Source organism: Rhodococcus sp. 14-2470-1b, assembly GCF_002259415.1.
Taxonomy (GTDB): domain Bacteria; phylum Actinomycetota; class Actinomycetes; order Mycobacteriales; family Mycobacteriaceae; genus Rhodococcoides.
The window spans coordinates 144,175-160,624 of sequence record NZ_NPFY01000031.1 but is presented as its reverse complement, the minus strand read 5'-3'; the positions used below and the strand labels follow the sequence as shown (position 1 = coordinate 160,624).

Annotated in this window: 14 protein-coding genes; 6 read left to right on the top strand and 8 right to left on the bottom strand. The window is 63.4% G+C overall.

The genetic code is table 11. The features are described from left to right. Window positions 1-24: 24 nt before the first annotated feature. Window positions 25-2,187, bottom strand: a complete 2,163-nt coding sequence (gene uvrB, locus CH293_RS22280; RefSeq protein WP_094721517.1) for an excinuclease ABC subunit UvrB — start codon at window positions 2,185-2,187, stop codon at window positions 25-27. Between the two features lie 66 nt (window positions 2,188-2,253). Between uvrB and CH293_RS22275 the strand changes: the two genes are divergently transcribed. Then, window positions 2,254-2,796 carry a DUF402 domain-containing protein gene (locus tag CH293_RS22275; RefSeq protein ID WP_094721516.1) on the top strand — a complete coding sequence of 181 codons (543 nt, stop codon included), beginning with the start codon at window positions 2,254-2,256 and terminating at the stop codon, window positions 2,794-2,796. A gap of 106 nt (window positions 2,797-2,902) precedes the next feature. Here CH293_RS22275 and coaE read toward each other — a convergent pair whose 3' ends face one another. Next, complete coding sequence (gene coaE, locus CH293_RS22270) at window positions 2,903-4,120, bottom strand: dephospho-CoA kinase (RefSeq protein WP_094721515.1); 1,218 nt, start codon at window positions 4,118-4,120, stop codon at window positions 2,903-2,905. Between the two features lie 130 nt (window positions 4,121-4,250). Here coaE and CH293_RS22265 point away from each other — a divergent pair, with 130 nt between their 5' ends. After that, entirely contained in the window at window positions 4,251-4,460 is a 210-nt protein-coding gene (locus CH293_RS22265; RefSeq protein ID WP_019665823.1) for a hypothetical protein, read from the top strand. A 230-nt stretch (window positions 4,461-4,690) separates the two neighbouring features. Here the strand turns inward: CH293_RS22265 and rpsA are convergent, their stop codons facing one another. Further along, on the bottom strand, window positions 4,691-6,166 hold the full coding sequence (gene rpsA / locus CH293_RS22260) for a 30S ribosomal protein S1 (RefSeq protein ID WP_019665824.1): 1,476 nt from the start codon (window positions 6,164-6,166) through the stop codon (window positions 4,691-4,693). A 269-nt stretch (window positions 6,167-6,435) separates the two neighbouring features. Between rpsA and CH293_RS22255 the strand changes: the two genes are divergently transcribed. Then, window positions 6,436-7,272 carry a class I SAM-dependent methyltransferase gene (locus tag CH293_RS22255; protein ID WP_094721514.1) on the top strand — a complete coding sequence of 279 codons (837 nt, stop codon included), beginning with the start codon at window positions 6,436-6,438 and terminating at the stop codon, window positions 7,270-7,272. Here the strand turns inward: CH293_RS22255 and CH293_RS22250 are convergent. The 4 genes from CH293_RS22250 to CH293_RS22235 all read right to left on the bottom strand — a co-directional run bounded on the left by CH293_RS22250 (window position 7,269) and on the right by CH293_RS22235 (window position 11,250). Further along, entirely contained in the window at window positions 7,269-8,021 is a 753-nt protein-coding gene (locus tag CH293_RS22250) for an amino acid ABC transporter ATP-binding protein (RefSeq protein ID WP_037107741.1), read from the bottom strand. The genes CH293_RS22255 and CH293_RS22250 overlap by 4 nt on opposite strands. Before the next feature lie 5 nt (window positions 8,022-8,026). Next, window positions 8,027-9,010: an amino acid ABC transporter permease gene (locus tag CH293_RS22245; protein WP_037107738.1), complete on the bottom strand. Its 984-nt coding sequence runs from the start codon at window positions 9,008-9,010 to the stop codon at window positions 8,027-8,029. Window positions 9,011-9,049: 39 nt separating this feature from the next. Beyond that, window positions 9,050-9,931 carry an ABC transporter substrate-binding protein gene (locus tag CH293_RS22240; protein WP_037107835.1) on the bottom strand — a complete coding sequence of 294 codons (882 nt, stop codon included), beginning with the start codon at window positions 9,929-9,931 and terminating at the stop codon, window positions 9,050-9,052. Between the two features lie 230 nt (window positions 9,932-10,161). Then, window positions 10,162-11,250, bottom strand: coding sequence for an isocitrate/isopropylmalate dehydrogenase family protein (locus CH293_RS22235; protein WP_094721513.1), 1,089 nt, complete (start codon window positions 11,248-11,250; stop codon window positions 10,162-10,164). Window positions 11,251-11,270: 20 nt separating this feature from the next. Between CH293_RS22235 and CH293_RS22230 the strand changes: the two genes are divergently transcribed. The 3 genes from CH293_RS22230 (at window position 11,271) to trxA (ending at window position 13,440) form a co-directional block, all read left to right on the top strand. Continuing rightward, window positions 11,271-11,807 carry a 2'-5' RNA ligase family protein gene (locus tag CH293_RS22230; RefSeq protein WP_037107733.1) on the top strand — a complete coding sequence of 179 codons (537 nt, stop codon included), beginning with the start codon at window positions 11,271-11,273 and terminating at the stop codon, window positions 11,805-11,807. 187 nt (window positions 11,808-11,994) lie between these two features. Then, the gene (locus CH293_RS22225; protein WP_037107731.1) at window positions 11,995-12,993 is read left to right on the top strand and encodes a helix-turn-helix domain-containing protein; all 999 of its coding nucleotides are present in this window, start codon (window positions 11,995-11,997) and stop codon (window positions 12,991-12,993) included. Window positions 12,994-13,062: 69 nt separating this feature from the next. Further along, the gene (gene trxA, locus CH293_RS22220; RefSeq protein WP_019665833.1) at window positions 13,063-13,440 is read left to right on the top strand and encodes a thioredoxin; all 378 of its coding nucleotides are present in this window, start codon (window positions 13,063-13,065) and stop codon (window positions 13,438-13,440) included. A gap of 86 nt (window positions 13,441-13,526) precedes the next feature. On the opposite strand, the gene polA is transcribed toward trxA, so the two are convergent. Next, the gene (gene polA / locus CH293_RS22215) at window positions 13,527-16,268 is read right to left on the bottom strand and encodes a DNA polymerase I (protein ID WP_037107727.1); all 2,742 of its coding nucleotides are present in this window, start codon (window positions 16,266-16,268) and stop codon (window positions 13,527-13,529) included. Window positions 16,269-16,450 lie beyond the last annotated feature (182 nt).

The following is a 16,450-nucleotide window of genomic DNA, read 5'->3' as shown; positions in this document are numbered from 1 at the left end:
GGGTTGAACCGTAGCGAAAGGCGGCTACTTCAACCCAGCCGCATCCATTCCGCGCAGTTCCTTCTTCAGATCCTGGATCTCGTCGCGCAGACGGCCTGCAAGTTCGAACTGCAACTCACGGGCGGCGTTCATCATCTGATCGGTGAGGTTCTGAACCAAGGCTGCAAGTTCCGCACGCGGCATCGACTTGACGTCCTGCCCTTCGTACACACCCGAACTGACAGCGCGACCCTTCTCCCCTTGCGCGCGACGCCCACGGCTCGCGTTGCGCCCGGAGCCACCGATTTCGACCGACTCCTCGGTGTCCTCGGCTTCCTCGTACACCTGATCCAGGATGTCGGCAATCTTCTTGCGTAGCGGCTGAGGATCGACGCCCTTCTCGAGGTTGTACGCGATCTGCTTCTCACGTCGCCGCTCGGTCTCTTCGATGGCATACGTCATCGAATCCGTCATCTTGTCTGCGTACATGTGGACCTCACCCGAGACGTTACGTGCTGCACGTCCGATGGTCTGGACCAAGCTGGTGCCGCTACGGAGGAACCCCTCCTTGTCCGCGTCGAGAATCGCAACCAGGGACACCTCGGGGAGGTCCAGGCCCTCACGGAGCAAGTTGATGCCGATCAGAACGTCGTACTCACCGAGACGAAGCTGACGCAGGAGTTCGACGCGCCTGAGGGTGTCGATGTCCGAGTGGAGGTACCGAACGCGGATACCGAGCTCGAGCAGATAATCCGTCAGGTCCTCGGCCATCTTCTTGGTCAACGTGGTGACGAGGATGCGCTCGTCCTTCTCCGCGCGGTCGCGGATCTCGTGAACCAGGTCGTCGATCTGGCCTTTGGTGGGCTTGACCACGACCTTGGGATCGACAAGGCCGGTGGGCCTGATGACCTGCTCGACGAATTCTCCGCCGGTCTGGCCCAACTCGTACTTGCCGGGCGTTGCGGACAAGTACACCGTCTGACCGATGCGCTGCGTGAACTCTTCCCATGTCAGCGGTCGATTGTCCGTTGCCGACGGGAGCCGGAATCCGAACTCCACCAGGTTGCGCTTCCTGGACATGTCGCCCTCGTACATAGCGCCGATCTGCGGCACCGTCACATGGGACTCGTCGATGACGAGAAGGAAATCCTCCGGGAAGTAGTCGATCAACGTCGCCGGTGCGGTACCCGGTCCGCGGCCGTCGATGTGCCGCGAGTAGTTTTCGATGCCCGAACAGAACCCGACCTGCTTGATCATCTCGAGGTCGTACTGCGTGCGCATGCGAAGACGCTGAGCTTCCAGCAGCTTGCCCTTGTTCTCCAGCTCTGCGAGGCGCTCCTCCAACTCCAGTTCGATGTTCGCGACCGCCTTCTCCATCCGCTCCGGACCGGCGACGTAGTGCGTCGCCGGAAAAATACGGACGGAATCGACCTGCCGGACGGTGTCACCGGTCAACGGATGCAAGTAATACAGCGCCTCGATCTCGTCACCGAAGAACTCGATACGAACCGCCAGTTCCTCGTAGGACGGGATGATCTCGACCGTGTCGCCACGCACGCGGAACGATCCTCGCGTGAACGACATGTCGTTGCGTGTGTACTGGACATCCACGAGGAGTCTCAGCAGTGCGTCTCGGGGCACCTCGACGCCAACCTGCAATTCGATGGACCGATCGACGTACGACTGCGGGGTACCGAGGCCGTAGATGCACGACACGGACGCGACCACGACGACGTCCCGCCTGGACAAGAGGTTTGCCGTCGCGGAATGCCGCAGCCGCTCGACATCGTCGTTGATCGACGAATCCTTCTCGATGTAGGTGTCCGTCTGGGCGATGTACGCCTCGGGTTGGTAGTAGTCGTAGTAGGACACGAAGTACTCGACCGCATTGTTCGGCAGCATGTCGCGAAGCTCGTTGGCCAGCTGCGCCGCCAACGTCTTGTTGGGCGCCATCACCAGCGTCGGCCGCTGCAGCTTCTCGATCAACCACGCCGTGGTCGCCGACTTACCCGTTCCGGTAGCACCGAGAAGGACCACATCCTTCTCGTCGGCCTTGATCCTGCGTTCCAGCTCGGCAATGGCCGTCGGCTGGTCACCGGCAGGCTTGTGCTCGCTGACAACCTGGAACGCCGGACCCGTCCGCTCGATCTCTCCGACCGGACGGTGTTCGGAATGAGCCACCACGGGATGTTCGGATGCAAACGCCATGAATCCAGGGTAGACGCGACCACCGACAGGTTCCTTTCGAGCCACGTCCAGGTAATTTGTTGACCCATGGACGCACCCGCCGCGGCACCACACGTACACGTCCACCCACCGAAGGTCGAATACTTCGACGTGGTCGGTCTCACCAACACCGACCCGAAGGGATTCGTGCGCCCAGTCGACGAGTACCGCGTCGAACCATGGGGTCTCTACATGGCGCGGCCGTCCGATCACCCGCAATTCGACTACCTGCAGTCATGGCTCCTGCCCAGCCTCGGCCTGCGCGCATCGATCTTCCACTACACACCAGGAAGCGAACGCGACCAGGACTACTACATCGACATCGGCGAGTTCACCCCCGGTGTCGATGCCTGGACCTCCGTCGACCACTACCTCGACCTCAGCGTCCGCACCGGACGAGGATTCGACTACCTCGACGCCGACGAACTCCTCGAAGCCAGAGTCGAGGGCCACCTCGACACCGCAACCGCCGACCTCGCAGTCAACCGCTCCGTCCTCGCCGTCGCCGGCCTCGCCTCCCACGGCTACGACCTCGACGCCTGGCTCGAATCCCTCGGCATGCCCACCACCTGGCGGCCCCGCACTGCTTAGGGGCACGCGGTGTTCGAGGTGCGGTCCCCTTCCGCTCGAACGATCCATCCATACGAATGGTGAGCTTCGGTGTTCATTCGAGCGACGACGGGGAACGAGCTCGCGCTCAGGCCTTCCAGCCCGTGCGCTCCGCCCATTCCCAGGCGCGCACGTACGCGCGATCGAACCATGGCTCCTTCACACCGATGTAAGTCTCGATCGCGGACTGGTAATCGGACCGACCCTTGGCCGCGAGATCTGCGGCGCGCTTGATTTCCAGGTACTCGGCGGTCGCGTCGGCGTCGGCGATCAGCCAGTCACGGAACACGAGCGCGAACTGCTGCCCCGGCCACCCGTCGACGCGAATGTGGATATTGGCCGTCCGGCCCGGGTCCGCCGAACCGTGGAAACGCTTGGTCCACAACGCAGGATCTGCCTCACCGCCGATTCCGTAGGCAGGCTTGGGGTTGTCCGCGGTGATGTTGGCGTTGCGGGGAAAACCTATCCGACGCAACGGTTCCGCGAGTGCGTCGGCGTCGTCGAGACTCGCGACGGTGACCTGGATGTCGATGACGTCCTTGGCGTCGAAACCGGGCACCGCAGTCGATCCGATGTGATCGATTCTCACAGCTGAACTTCCAGCCGCGACCGCGATGCGAGCCTTGATACGCTCGGCCTGAGCGGCCCACCGAGGGTCTGCCGGAACGAGTTCAGGATGCGTTCTGACGATCACGCCGTCTCTGATGTTCCTCTCGAACGGCACCAGGCGCTCGGTCCACAGGTCACGCACCATGTCGTCGAGATCATCCGGCGCGCCACTGTTGTCGATCCAGATGTCCGCCGCCGCACGGCGTTGTTCGTCCGTTGCCTGCGCAGCAATCCTGGCCCGCGCATCCGTCTCCGGCATGTTCCGCTGGCCGACAAGTCGTTCCACCCGCTCCTCCGCATCGGCGAAGACGACGGCGACGAGTTGGAACAGCGCACCCATCTTGCCTTCCACCAGAAGTGGGATGTCCTGAATCACGACGGCATCGTCCGCGGCGCCCTCGATGAGTTCGGCGGTACGCTTCCCGACGAGCGGATGGACAATCGAGTTCAACGTCGCGCGAGAGGCGTCGTCACCGAATGCCTTGGCCGCCAACGCCGGCCGATCGAGCGAGCCGTCAGCCGTGAGAATGTCGTCACCGAACGCCTCCACCAACTTCTGCAGACCGACCGTCCCGGGCTCGACGACTTCCCGAGCGATCACGTCCGCGTCGACGAGCACCCCGCCCAACTCCGCCAGCCTCTTCGACACGGTCGACTTCCCTGCTCCGATGCCTCCGGTGAGGCCGAGTCTCAACATGCCCCCAGTCTCTCACCGAAACACGCCGAAGCACACCAGCCTCAAATGCACCAGGTTCGGCTCCGCGTCCGTTATCTTCGTCGTGCGAGATAAGTATTTGCCGACCCACTGCTAGCGAAAAGGACTTTCGATGCGAAGCAATCAGATCCAACCGGGTCGGCACCGTCTCGGCATGGAATCGGGAGTTCACGTCATTCTGATCCCCGAGGTTGCCCTGGCGTTGGCCGACCATCGGCGCAATTGGTTCACCAACCTGCTCAGCCCGGCTCGTCACAGCTTCGCGTCCATGCGTAAGCGGACAGGTGCCGTCGCTCAGTGGAGTCCCGCCGTCGCAGGCTGAGCCACCCCGTCGAAACGACGATGGACCCGTATTCCCTCGCGGAATCGGGTCCATTCTTGTCTTCCGGGTGCACTGCCGCACGCCTCTTCGGTGACCGAACGGCACGTTCGGTCACTTCGAGTGACCGAACGGCACATTCGGTCCCGAGGGAGGTACACGAACGACAAAGCCCCGGCCCTCGCGGGGAGGGCCGGGGCTACGGTCACACCCCTAGGGGTGGACAGTGTCTATCAGGCGTTGCCCGACAGCTTCTCACGCAGTGCAGCGAGCTGTGCGTCGCTGGCGAGTGATCCGCCGGTCGATGCCGGAGCGGATGCTGCGGGAGCATCACCTTCGGCGTCGGCAACCTGACCCGACTCGGACGAGTAGTTGGTGTTGGCGGCTTCGGCAGCTTCGTCCTTCGCCGTCTTCTCCATCTGAGCGGTGTGCATCTTGTGGCGACGCTCCGCCTCGGCGTAGCGGCCTTCCCACTCTTCACGCTGCTTCTCGTAGCCTTCGAGCCATTCGTTGGTCTCGGAGTCGAAGCCCTCGGGGAAGATGTAGTTGCCCTGCTCGTCGTACGAGTCGGCCATGCCGTACTTGGACGGGTCGAACTCTTCTGCGTAGTCCTCGTTGGCCTGCTTGAGGCTCAGCGAGATACGACGACGCTCGAGGTCGATGTCGATGACCTTGACGAGTGCGTCGTCGCCGACGCCGACGACCTGGTCCGGGACCTCCACGTGGCGCTCGGCCAGCTCGGAGATGTGCACGAGGCCTTCGATGCCCTCTTCGACGCGAACGAACGCGCCGAACGGAACGAGCTTGGTGACCTTTCCGGGCACGATCTGGCCGATCGCGTGGGTGCGTGCGAACTGACGCCACGGATCTTCCTGCGTTGCCTTGAGCGACAACGACACGCGCTCGCGGTCCAGGTCGACGTCGAGAACCTCGACGGTGACCTCGGTGCCGACCTCGACAACCTCGGAGGGGTGATCGATGTGCTTCCAGGACAGCTCGGAGACGTGCACGAGTCCGTCGACGCCACCCAGGTCCACGAAGGCACCGAAGTTGACGATGGAGGACACGACGCCCTTGCGGACCTGGCCCTTCTGGAGCTGGTGCAGGAACTCGCTGCGAACCTCGGACTGGGTCTGCTCGAGCCATGCGCGGCGCGACAGGACCACGTTGTTGCGGTTCTTGTCGAGCTCGATGATCTTGGCCTCGATCTCCTTGCCGACGTACGGCTGGAGGTCGCGGACGCGACGCATCTCGACGAGCGAGGCGGGAAGGAAGCCACGAAGACCGATGTCGAGGATGAGTCCACCCTTGACGACCTCGATGACGGTGCCCTTGACGGCCTCGTCCTTCTCCTTGAGCTCTTCGATCGTGCCCCAGGCGCGCTCGTACTGCGCACGCTTCTTGGACAGGATCAGGCGGCCTTCCTTGTCCTCCTTGGTGAGGACGAGAGCTTCGACCTCATCGCCCACGGAGACGACCTCGTTGGGGTCGACGTCGTGCTTGATGGAGAGCTCGCGGGAAGGGATGACGCCTTCGGTCTTGTAACCGATGTCGAGCAGAACCTCGTCGCGGTCGACTTTGACGATGGTGCCTTCGACGATGTCACCATCGTTGAAGTACTTGATCGTGGCGTCGATAGCGGCGAGAAAATCCTCTGCGGAGCCGATGTCGTTGACGGCTACCTGCGGTGAGGTTGTGGTTGAGGGCATGTGTTGAGTTGCTCCGGACGGGTTGGGTATCGGTTGATGGATGTTCGGTCGGACTGTAGAACGTAGTTCTGAACAGAACGAGAACCGTAGGCGTCGAAAGACACCTCGTGCTCGTGATGCAAGAACAGATCTAGAACGAAAATGTTCCCGCCGACCCTCGAACCTCGTCGGATCAAGGGCAGCGTGAACGCACTCGCGTCCGTAAGGGTACTCGACCAGGTCACAGGTGGGCAAACGCGACAGCACCGCGATCGAGCGCCCCAGCTAACGTGTTCCCGGTGACCGATACCCCGCAGTCTCCCGTCGTCCCGGGCCGTGCGCGTATCGACTCCGAGGCAAGCGACCGAGCGAGTCGATCGTGGTGGGATTCCGACGCCGACGAGTACCACCGCACTCACGGGGACTTTCTGGGTGTCGGCTCCGAACGTGGTGAGTTCGTCTGGTGCCCCGAAGGTCTTCACGAGGGCGACGTGCACTTGCTCGGCGACGTGTCCGGACGAGATGTCCTAGAAGTGGGCTGCGGGTCCGCGCCGTGCTCTCGGTGGCTCGGCGCCCAGGGGGCCCGCGCCGTCGGCCTGGATATTTCGGCGGGGATGCTGCGCACCGGCATCGACGCCATGACCGCTGCGGACGATCACGTTCCGCTGGTACAGGCGAGCGCCGAGGCGCTTCCGTTCCTCGATTCGAGTTTCGACATCGCGTGCTCGGCCTTCGGTGCCGTGCCGTTCGTGGCGAACTCTGCCGGGGTGATGAAGGAAGTCGCGCGTGTACTTCGTCCCGGCGGAATCTGGGTGTTCGCGGTGAACCACCCGATGAGGTGGATCTTCCCCGACGATCCGGGACCCATCGGCCTGACTGCGACGATCCCCTACTTCGACCGCACCCCGTACGTCGAGTTCGATGCCGACGGCGTGCCGACGTACGTCGAGCACCATCGCACGGTCGGCGACCGGGTCCGGGAGATCGTCGGCGCCGGACTCGAAGTCGTGGACATCGTCGAACCGGATTGGCCGGAGTGGCTGGACCGAGAGTGGGGTCAGTGGAGCCCACTCCGCGGTCAGCTCTTCCCCGGAACAGCGATCTTCAGCGCTCGGAAACCGAGCTAGAGCAGCTTCGAGAGGAACGCTTGCGTCCGCTCGTGCTGCGGGTTCGACAGAACGGATCTCGGTTCGCCCGATTCGACGACGACGCCACCGTCCATGAACACCAATTGGTCCGCAACTTCACGAGCGAAGCCCATCTCGTGTGTCACCACCACCATGGTCATTCCGTCCCGCGCGAGTTCCTTCATGACTCCCAGGACTTCGCCGACCAGCTCGGGATCGAGTGCGGACGTCGGCTCGTCGAACAACATGAGCTTGGGATCCATCGCCAGCGCTCGCGCTATTGCCACCCGCTGTTGTTGACCACCGGACAGCTGGGCCGGGTAGGCGTCGGCCTTGTCCGCGAGACCCACCCGGTCCAGCAGCTCCTTCGCGCGGACAGTCGCATCCTTTTTCTTGACGCCCTTGACCTGGGTCGGCGCCTCGACGATGTTGTCCAAGGCAGTTCGATGCGGGAACAGGTTGAAGTGCTGGAAGACCATTCCGATGTCGCGGCGCTGCTTGGCAGCCTTCTTCGGGTGTAGTTCGTAGAGCTTGCCGTTCTTTTCCTCGTACCCGACGAGCTCGTCGTCGACGTACAACCGGCCGGCATTGACCTGCTCGAGGTGATTGATGCACCGCAGGAACGTCGACTTGCCCGATCCCGACGGTCCGACCATGCACAGGACCTGGCCCTTGTCGACTTCGAGGGTGATCCCCTTGAGAACCTGCAGTGCGCCGAAGTTCTTGCACACCTGCTGCGCTTTCACCATCGGACTCACGACGGGCCGCCTTCGCTGGAGCGCTGCACTGGCAACGGCTTGCCGCCCTGCGCGTCGGCGAGGGCCTGCAACTGGCGACCGGTCAACTTACGAGACACACCTTTCGAGTAATAGCGTTCGAGGTAGAACTGCCCGACCATCAGGATGCTCGTCATCACCAGATACCACGTGGACGCCACCAGCAGTAGCGGCACGGGCTCGAAGTTCACTCCCGAGATGTCACGGGCGCGCCCGTACAGCTCACCCGTGAACGGTATTGCGATGACCAGCGAGGTGGTCTTCAGCATGCTGATCACTTCGTTGCCGGTGGGAGGAATGATCACCCTCATCGCCTGAGGCAACACCGTCCGACGCATGGTCTGCGACCAGGACATGCCGAGCGCCGTCGACGCCTCCACCTGACCTTCACCGACCGAGTTGATGCCGGCGCGGACGATCTCGGCCATGTAGGCGGCCTCGTTGAGGGCCAGCCCGATCACCGCGAACCAGAACGCCGAGTACAACGACTGCAGATTGAACGTCGCCAACTGAACGGTGAACGGGATTCCGAGCGCCACCTCGCGGTAGATGACCGGAACCAGTCCCCAGAACGTGAGCTGGACGTAGATCGGGGTCCCGCGAAAGATCCAGAGGTAGATCCACGCGGCACTGCGCAGCACCGGGTTGGGAGACAATCGCATGACCGCGACGACGACGCCCAACACGATCGCGATGACCATGGAGTAGACCAACAGCTGCACGGTGATCCACACACCGTTGCCGATCCGGCTGTCGAACAGGTAACGCCCGTACGTGCCCCACCCGTAGGCGGCATTGGTTGCAGCCCCGTACACGAAGAGCCCGAACAACACGATGACGATGACCGCGGCGATCCAGCGTCCGGGGTGGCGGAGCGGTATCGCCTTGATCGGCGCCGGTTCCGGGCTTGCACCGTCCGAGGATCCGGAACGGCCGGATCCGGGCGAAGCCGAGGAGGTCACACTAAGTCCTTTCGACGAGTGAGCGCAGCGGGCCGCGGATCAGTTGACCGCACCGTTGATCTGCGACTCCTCGATGACGCCCGCCTCGACGCCCCAGTTCTCTGCAATGGTCTGGTATTGACCGTTGTCGATCAGGTGCTGCACTGCCTGCTGCAGGGTTGCCGCCAACGGCGATCCCTTGGCGACGGGGTAACCGTACGGAGCGGAGTCGAACACGTCACCGGCCGCCTCCAACTTGTCGCCGGTCTGCTTGATGGCGTACGCGGTCACCGGTGAATCGGCGGACATCGCGTCGACACGTCCGAGAACCAGCGCGTTGACGGCGTCGTCCTGGCTGTCGTACTTCTCGATCTGGATGGCGGGCTTGCCTGCGGCGACACATGCTTCGCTCTTCGCGGGCACTTCTTCCTGATCCTGGATCGTGGTGGTCTGCACGGCGACCTTCAGCCCGCACGCATCCGTCGGGTCGACGCTTCCGCCCGCCTGCTGCGCCCACTGGGTACCCGCGTTGAAGTACGTTGCGAAGTCGACGGTCTGCTCGCGCTCCTTGGTGTCGGTGAACGACGACATCCCGACGTCGTACGTACCGCCCTGGATCGACGGAATGATCCGATCGAAATCGGCTTCCTCGTACTGTGCCGTCACACCCAGCACGCCTGCCACGGCGTTCATCAGATCCACGTCGAAACCGACGATCTTGCCCGAGGAATCCTTGAACTCGTTGGGCGAGTAAGGCACGTTGACGCCGACGACGAGTGTTCCGGACGACACGTTCTTCTCCGGCAGGGTCGCCGCGATCTCGTCGACCTTGGTCACCTCGACAGCTGTCGTCTCATCGGTTGCGGGCGAAGCACCTTCCTCGGTGTTCTGGGCGCAGCCTGCGAGCAACAGCGCCCCGGCACCGCCCACTGCCAACAGCATCCGAGCGGTCTTCGAGTACGAGCGATCAAACACGAGAAATCCTCCGAAATCCAAACACGATCCAACGCGACAGTCCTACGCGGCCGCACCACGTCGAGCGGTGGGGCCGGACCTACGAACCCTAGGCGACGTTCGTCGCCCGTGCTGTCCGGGTAATCGAACAGTAACGCGGGCGCGTCGAACCTCAGGGCATTTTCGCCCCTTCGGCGGCCTCGGCAAGCGGGGCACAGTCAGATCCGCAGCGCTCTCGCGAGAACGGTCTCGGTGAACTCACCGGTCGACGCGGTCCCGCCGAGGTCGGCTGTGGCCACTCCGGATTCGAGGGCACCGTCGACTGCGTGCCGGATCCGCCCGGCAGCGTGCGTCAGCCGAGCATCACCGTGTCGGGTCGCCAGGCATTCGAGAAGCATTGCGGCAGAAAGGAACAACGCCGTCGGGTTGGCCCTGTTCGTTCCGGCGATGTCCGGTGCGGATCCGTGCGCTGCCTGTGCCATCACCTTGTTCTCGGACGTGTTCACCGACGGTGCCATTCCCAGCGATCCGGACAGTTCACCCGCGAGGTCGGACAGAATGTCGCCGAACATGTTCTCCGCGACGATGACGTCGAAATCCTCACCCCGCCGAACGAGGTGCGCAGTCAGTGCGTCGATGTGGTGCTCGTCGACCCTCACATCGGGGAAGTCCTCGGCCACGCCGCGACAGACGTCGCGGAACAACCCCGTGGTCAACGACAGGACATTGGTCTTGTGGACGATGGTGACGTGCCGCGACCGCATTCGTGCCAGCACGAATGCTTCTCGGGCGATCCGTTCGCACGCGGCCCGGGTGAACACGCCGACTGCGAGAGCGACGTCCGGCGTCGGCATGAATTCGCCGCTTCCGACGAACATGTTGCGGTCTGCGTAGAACCCTTCCGTGTTCTCGCGGACCACGACGAGGTCCATCCCGTTCGACACTGCCCGGACACCCGGATGAGCCTTGGCAGGGCGGATGTTCGCGTACAGATCGAATCGCTTGCGAATCATCCCGCCCGGCGTCAACTGGGATCTGAAAGGCTCCGGATACGACGCGCTGTCGTGCGGGCCGAGTATCCAGGCATCGAGCGCATCGAGACCCGCGAGCGTGGATTCTGGAACCGGCGTTCCGTGCGACTCGATCGCCGAGTGCCCCAGCGGCAGCTCGACCCACTCCACTGCCAGGGCGTGCTCCGCCCCCACGGCGGCGTCGACGACGCGCTGGGTCGCCGGAACGATCTCGTGCCCGATGCCGTCGCCGAGCATCGAGCCGATTCTCACCTTCGTGACTCCGTCGTGTGCCATATCGGCAATCATGACTGACTATGGTTCAGTCTCTCGAATTGCTTCTCGACGAATCCCTCGATGCTGCGGTCCGGCGTGAGTGGCAGATCCTGCTCGACGCCGACCTGCCCAGCCAGGCGCGGCACACCGGCGAGTCCAACAGGCCGCATGTGACCCTGGCGGTGGCGGACGAAATGGAGGAGTTGGACGCGCGGATCGCCGACGAGTACCTCGCTGTGGAGTTCCCTGTTCGGCTCGGGGCATTCGTGCTGTTCCGGGGCAAGCACATCACCCTCGCGCGTGCAGTCGTCCCTTCGAGGAAGCTGCTCGATTTGCACTCTCGTGCGGCAACGCTTCTGGGCGACGCCGACGGCAACAGATCCCACACCCAGCCCGGGAAATGGTCACCACATGTCACGCTTGCACGACGCATGACGCGGGTCGAGTTGGCCGAAGCGCTCGTGCGCCTGGACTCGGTGCAACCGGACCTCGTCGGACACACGGTGGCACTGCGGCGCTGGGACGGTGAAGGCAAGCGTGAGTGGCTCGCGACGCGGCCCGGTCATCAGAACTTGTAGTCACCGAACTGGGTCACCTCGGCATGGGTGTCGGGGGCGTAACCGAGCATCGTCGCGAGGTACACCAGGCTGATGGTGGCCAGAAAGATCACTGTGATGGTCATGAATGCAAGCGTGCTAGCAGGCGTTCCACAACAACAGTGGCAGATATGACACAGTTCCACGTTTTTCTGCCATACTCGTCGACATGTTGAAACGCGTCGTCGTTCCACTGCTGCCACTGACCGAGCAATTCGAGATGGGTGTCGCCTGCGAGGTGTTCGGCTTCGACAGGTCCGACGAGGGGCTGCCCACCTACGACTTCTCGCTGATCGCAGGCGTGGCGGAGCCCATCAGATCCCGGTTCGGCTACACCATCGACGTCCCGTACGACCTGTCCCAGCTGGACCACGCCGATCTCATCGTGATTCCGGCGGGAGGTACCCACCTGGCCCCCGACGGCTCCGCTCTGTGCAACGCAGAACTCGACGACACACTGGAACCCCTGCTCGACAAGTTGCGCGCCGCCGTCGCTCGCGGCGCCAAGGTCGCGAGCCTGTGCAATGGCGCTTTCCTTCTCGGCAAAGCGGGATTGCTCGACGGACGGCGATGCACGACGCACTGGCGACACTCGGACCGACTGGCCGCGGACTACCCTCTCGCCGAGGTCGACCGCAACGTGCTCTACGTCGACGACGGAAACGTCCTGACCAGCGCGGGAACTGCCGCCGGCATCGATCTGTGCCTTCACATCGTCCGCAAGGAGCAGGGAAGCGTCGTGGCGAACGGTATCGCGCGACGGATGGTCGTACCGCCGCATCGGGACGGCGGCCAGGCCCAGTTCGTGACCACGCCCCTTCCCTCCGTCGAGGTCGATACCCTTGCACCTCTGCTGGACTGGATGACAGAGAACCTGCACACCGAACTGTCGGTCCAGACACTGTCCGCGAGGGTCAACATGTCCGCACGCACGTTCGCGCGTCGGTTCCAGGCCGAAACCGGGACCACACCCGCCCGCTGGTTGAACGACCAGCGAGTACTGGCCGCACAACAGCTACTGGAGAACTCCGACCTGTCGATGGATGTGATCGCCGAACGCGTGGGCTTCGGAAACGCCGCTGTACTGCGGCAACACTTCGTCCGGCTGCGCTGCACGACGCCGAACTCGTACCGACGAACGTTCCGGGCGGCGCCGCAACCTGCATGACCCGGGATGATTTCGAGCTCGAGGTGCGTTGAGGCATCCAGAGAAACAAACATCGACGAAAGGGCAGGCGTGGCAACACAGACTTTGACTCAGCAGAACTTCGACGAGATCGTCGGCGGCAACGACGTGGTGCTCGTGGACTTCTGGGCGTCGTGGTGTGGACCGTGCCGCCAGTTCGCGCCCACGTTCGAGAAGTCCTCGGAATCGCACCCCGACGTGGTGCACGCCAAGGTGGACACCGAGGCAGAGCAGGGACTCGCGGCGGCCGCCAACATCCAGTCGATCCCCACGATCATGGCGTTCCGTGAGGGAGTCCTCGTCTTCGCGCAGCCGGGCGCACTCCCCGCAGCAGCACTCGAGGATCTGGTGGGGCAGGTCAAGGCACTCGATATGGACGAGGTACGTAAGCAGATCGCAGAGCAGCCTGCCGCCGCTGACAGCGAATAATTCGGACGGCAACACAACATTCAGGGCCGGTCGCACTGTGCGGCCGGCCCTGAACTATGTAGACGAGTGGTGCACACGACGAACGCCTAGTGCGCGGCTTTGTCCCAACTGCGCCCCGTACCGACCGACACCTCGAGCGGCACCGACAGCGAAATCGCCGACGCCATCTTGTCGCGAACCAGAGCCTCGACCTCGTCGCGCTCGGATTCGACCACCTCGAGCACCAACTCGTCGTGAACCTGAAGCAACATGCGCGACTTCAAATTCGACGCGCTCAAGGACTTGTGCACATCGATCATCGCAACCTTGATGATGTCCGCAGCCGTGCCCTGGATGGGAGCGTTCAGCGCGGCACGCTCGGCGACCTCGCGCCGCTGACGGTTGTCGCTGTTGAGGTCCGGTAGGTAGCGGCGACGGCCGTACAACGTGGACGTGTACCCGACCTTCCTCGACTCCTCCACCGCGTTCCGCAGGTAATCACGCACGCCGCCGAAGCGCGCGAAGTACGCCTCCATCTGCTGCTTGGCTTCGTCCGTGGAGATCTTGAGTTGCGCAGCCAACCCGAAGGCGCTGAGCCCGTACGCGAGCCCGTACGACATGGCCTTGACCCGACGACGCAGTTCCGGCGTGACCTCTTCGATGGGAACACCGAAGGCTCGCGCTCCGACGAAACTGTGCAGATCCTCGCCTGTGTTGAACGCCTCGATCAGCCCTTCGTCGCCGGACAAGTGGGCCATGATGCGCATTTCGATCTGGCTGTAGTCTGCCGTCAGCAGCATGTCGTAGCCTTCTCCGACCACGAACCCGTCGCGAATGTGGCGACCGGCCTCGTTACGAACCGGAATATTCTGCAGGTTCGGCTCCGTCGAGGACAGCCGGCCCGTCGCTGCGACCGTCTGATTGAACGTCGTGTGGATACGCCCGTCGTCGGAAATGGACTTGAGCAACCCGTCGACGGTGACCTTCATGCGGGTCGCGTCGCGGTGGTCCAGCAGGAACTTCAGGAACGGATGCTCGGTCTTCTCGAACAAGCCCTGCAGTGCGTCTGCATCGGTGGTGTAACCGGTCTTGGTCTTCTTCGTCTTCGGCATGTCGAGTTCTTCGAAAAGCACGACCTGCAGCTGCTTCGGCGAACCCAGGTTGATCTGCTTGCCGATCACCTCGTAGGCGGCGTTGGCGGCGTCGGACACCTGCCCGGCGAAGCGGCTCTGAAGTGCTTCGAGGTGGGTGCGATCTACGGCGATGCCTGTCGCCTCGATGTCCGCGAGCACTCCGAGGAGGGGTAGCTCCATCTCGGACAGCAACGACGTCGATTCGATGTCGGTCAGTTCCGAGTCCAGTGCGGCCGCCAGATCGAGAATGGCCTGCGCTCGCAAGATTTCGCCCTCGGCCACCGCGGCTTCGGCGACGTCCTCGGTGTCCAGTAGCGACATCTGACCTTCGACGGAGTCCTCCGCCCGAAGCTCACGCTTGAGATAGCGCAGGCACAGGTCGTCGAGATTGAAGCTCCGCTGGCCCGGACGGACGAGGTACGCAGCGAGTGCGGTGTCGCTCGTCGATCCGCCCAGGGTCCATCCCCGACCGCGAAGCGCGTGGATGGCCCACTTGGCCTCGTGTAGGGCTTTGGGCTGCGTTTCGTCGGCCAGCCATGCCGCGAGTGCTGACTCGTCGGACGGATCGAGTGAGCTCGTCGTGACGAATCCGCCCTCACCGTCGGACGCAGCGATCGCGATGGACACGGCATCACTGTCGAACGGGCGACGAGGACCGACGACCGACAGTCCATGACGCTCACCTGTCGACGCGTGAGCGGCCAGCCATGCTGCGAGCTCTCCGACGGGGACGGCGCCACCCTTGACGTCGAAGCCCTCCTCCGCCTCCGGTTCGGCCGAGGACAACGTGTCGAACAGGCGGTCACGGAGGACCCTGAACTCGAGGTCGTCGAACAACCCGTGGATCTTCTCCCGGTCCCACGGTGCGAGTTCGAGCTGGTCCGGGGTGTACGGCAACGGCACGTCACGCACCATTTCGGTGAGCTCGCGGTTGAGGACGACCGAGGACAGATTGGCACGCAATGCGTCACCGACCTTGCCCTTCACCTTGTCGACGTTGTTGACCAGTTCCTCCAGGGAGCCGTACTGCACGATCCACTTGGTCGCCGTCTTCTCGCCGACGCCGGGGATTCCGGGCAGGTTGTCGCTCGGGTCGCCTCGTAGCGCCGCGAAGTCGGGATACTGAGACGGCGACAACCCGTACTTGGTGGTCACTTCTTCCGGGGTGAACCGGGTGAGCTCCGAAACCCCCTTCTTGGGGTAGAGCACGGTCACGTTGTCGGTGACGAGTTGCAGCGAGTCGCGGTCACCGGTCACGACGAGGACGCGGTAGCCGAGCGCTTCGGCCTGAGTGACCAACGTGGCGATGATGTCGTCGGCCTCGAAACCCGGCTCGGCCATGACAGGGATACCCATCGCGCCCAGGACGTCTTTCGTGATGTCCACCTGGCCGGCGAACTCGTCGGGAGTCTTGCTGCGGTTGGCCTTGTAGTCCGGGAATCGCTCGGCGCGAAACGTCTGCCGAGAGACGTCGAAAGCTGCGGCGATGTGCGTCGGCTTCTCGTCCCGGAGGAGGTTGATCAGCATGGAGGTGAACCCGTACACCGCGTTGGTCGACTGGCCGCTCGTGGTCTTGAAGTTCTCCACGGGCAGGGCGAAGAACGCGCGAAACGCGATCGAGTGACCGTCGATGAGCAACAGCGTCGGTTGCTGACCGTCGGCTGATTTGCCGGTCGAAGGTGCGGATGCGGCACTGGCGTCGGTTACGGGGCTCACGGTTGCCCAGTCTAGGTAGAGGGTCCGACAGCGGCGGGCGCGGATGGGAATCTGCTGCGATTTCGCCTGTTCACGTAGTTCGAAACACAAATGATACTTATCGGAAATTCGAGACGCCGATTTCGTGCGGTTCCAACGGTTAGAGTCCGACAATTGCAAGCAGCCGAGCCCGATCCTGGGCT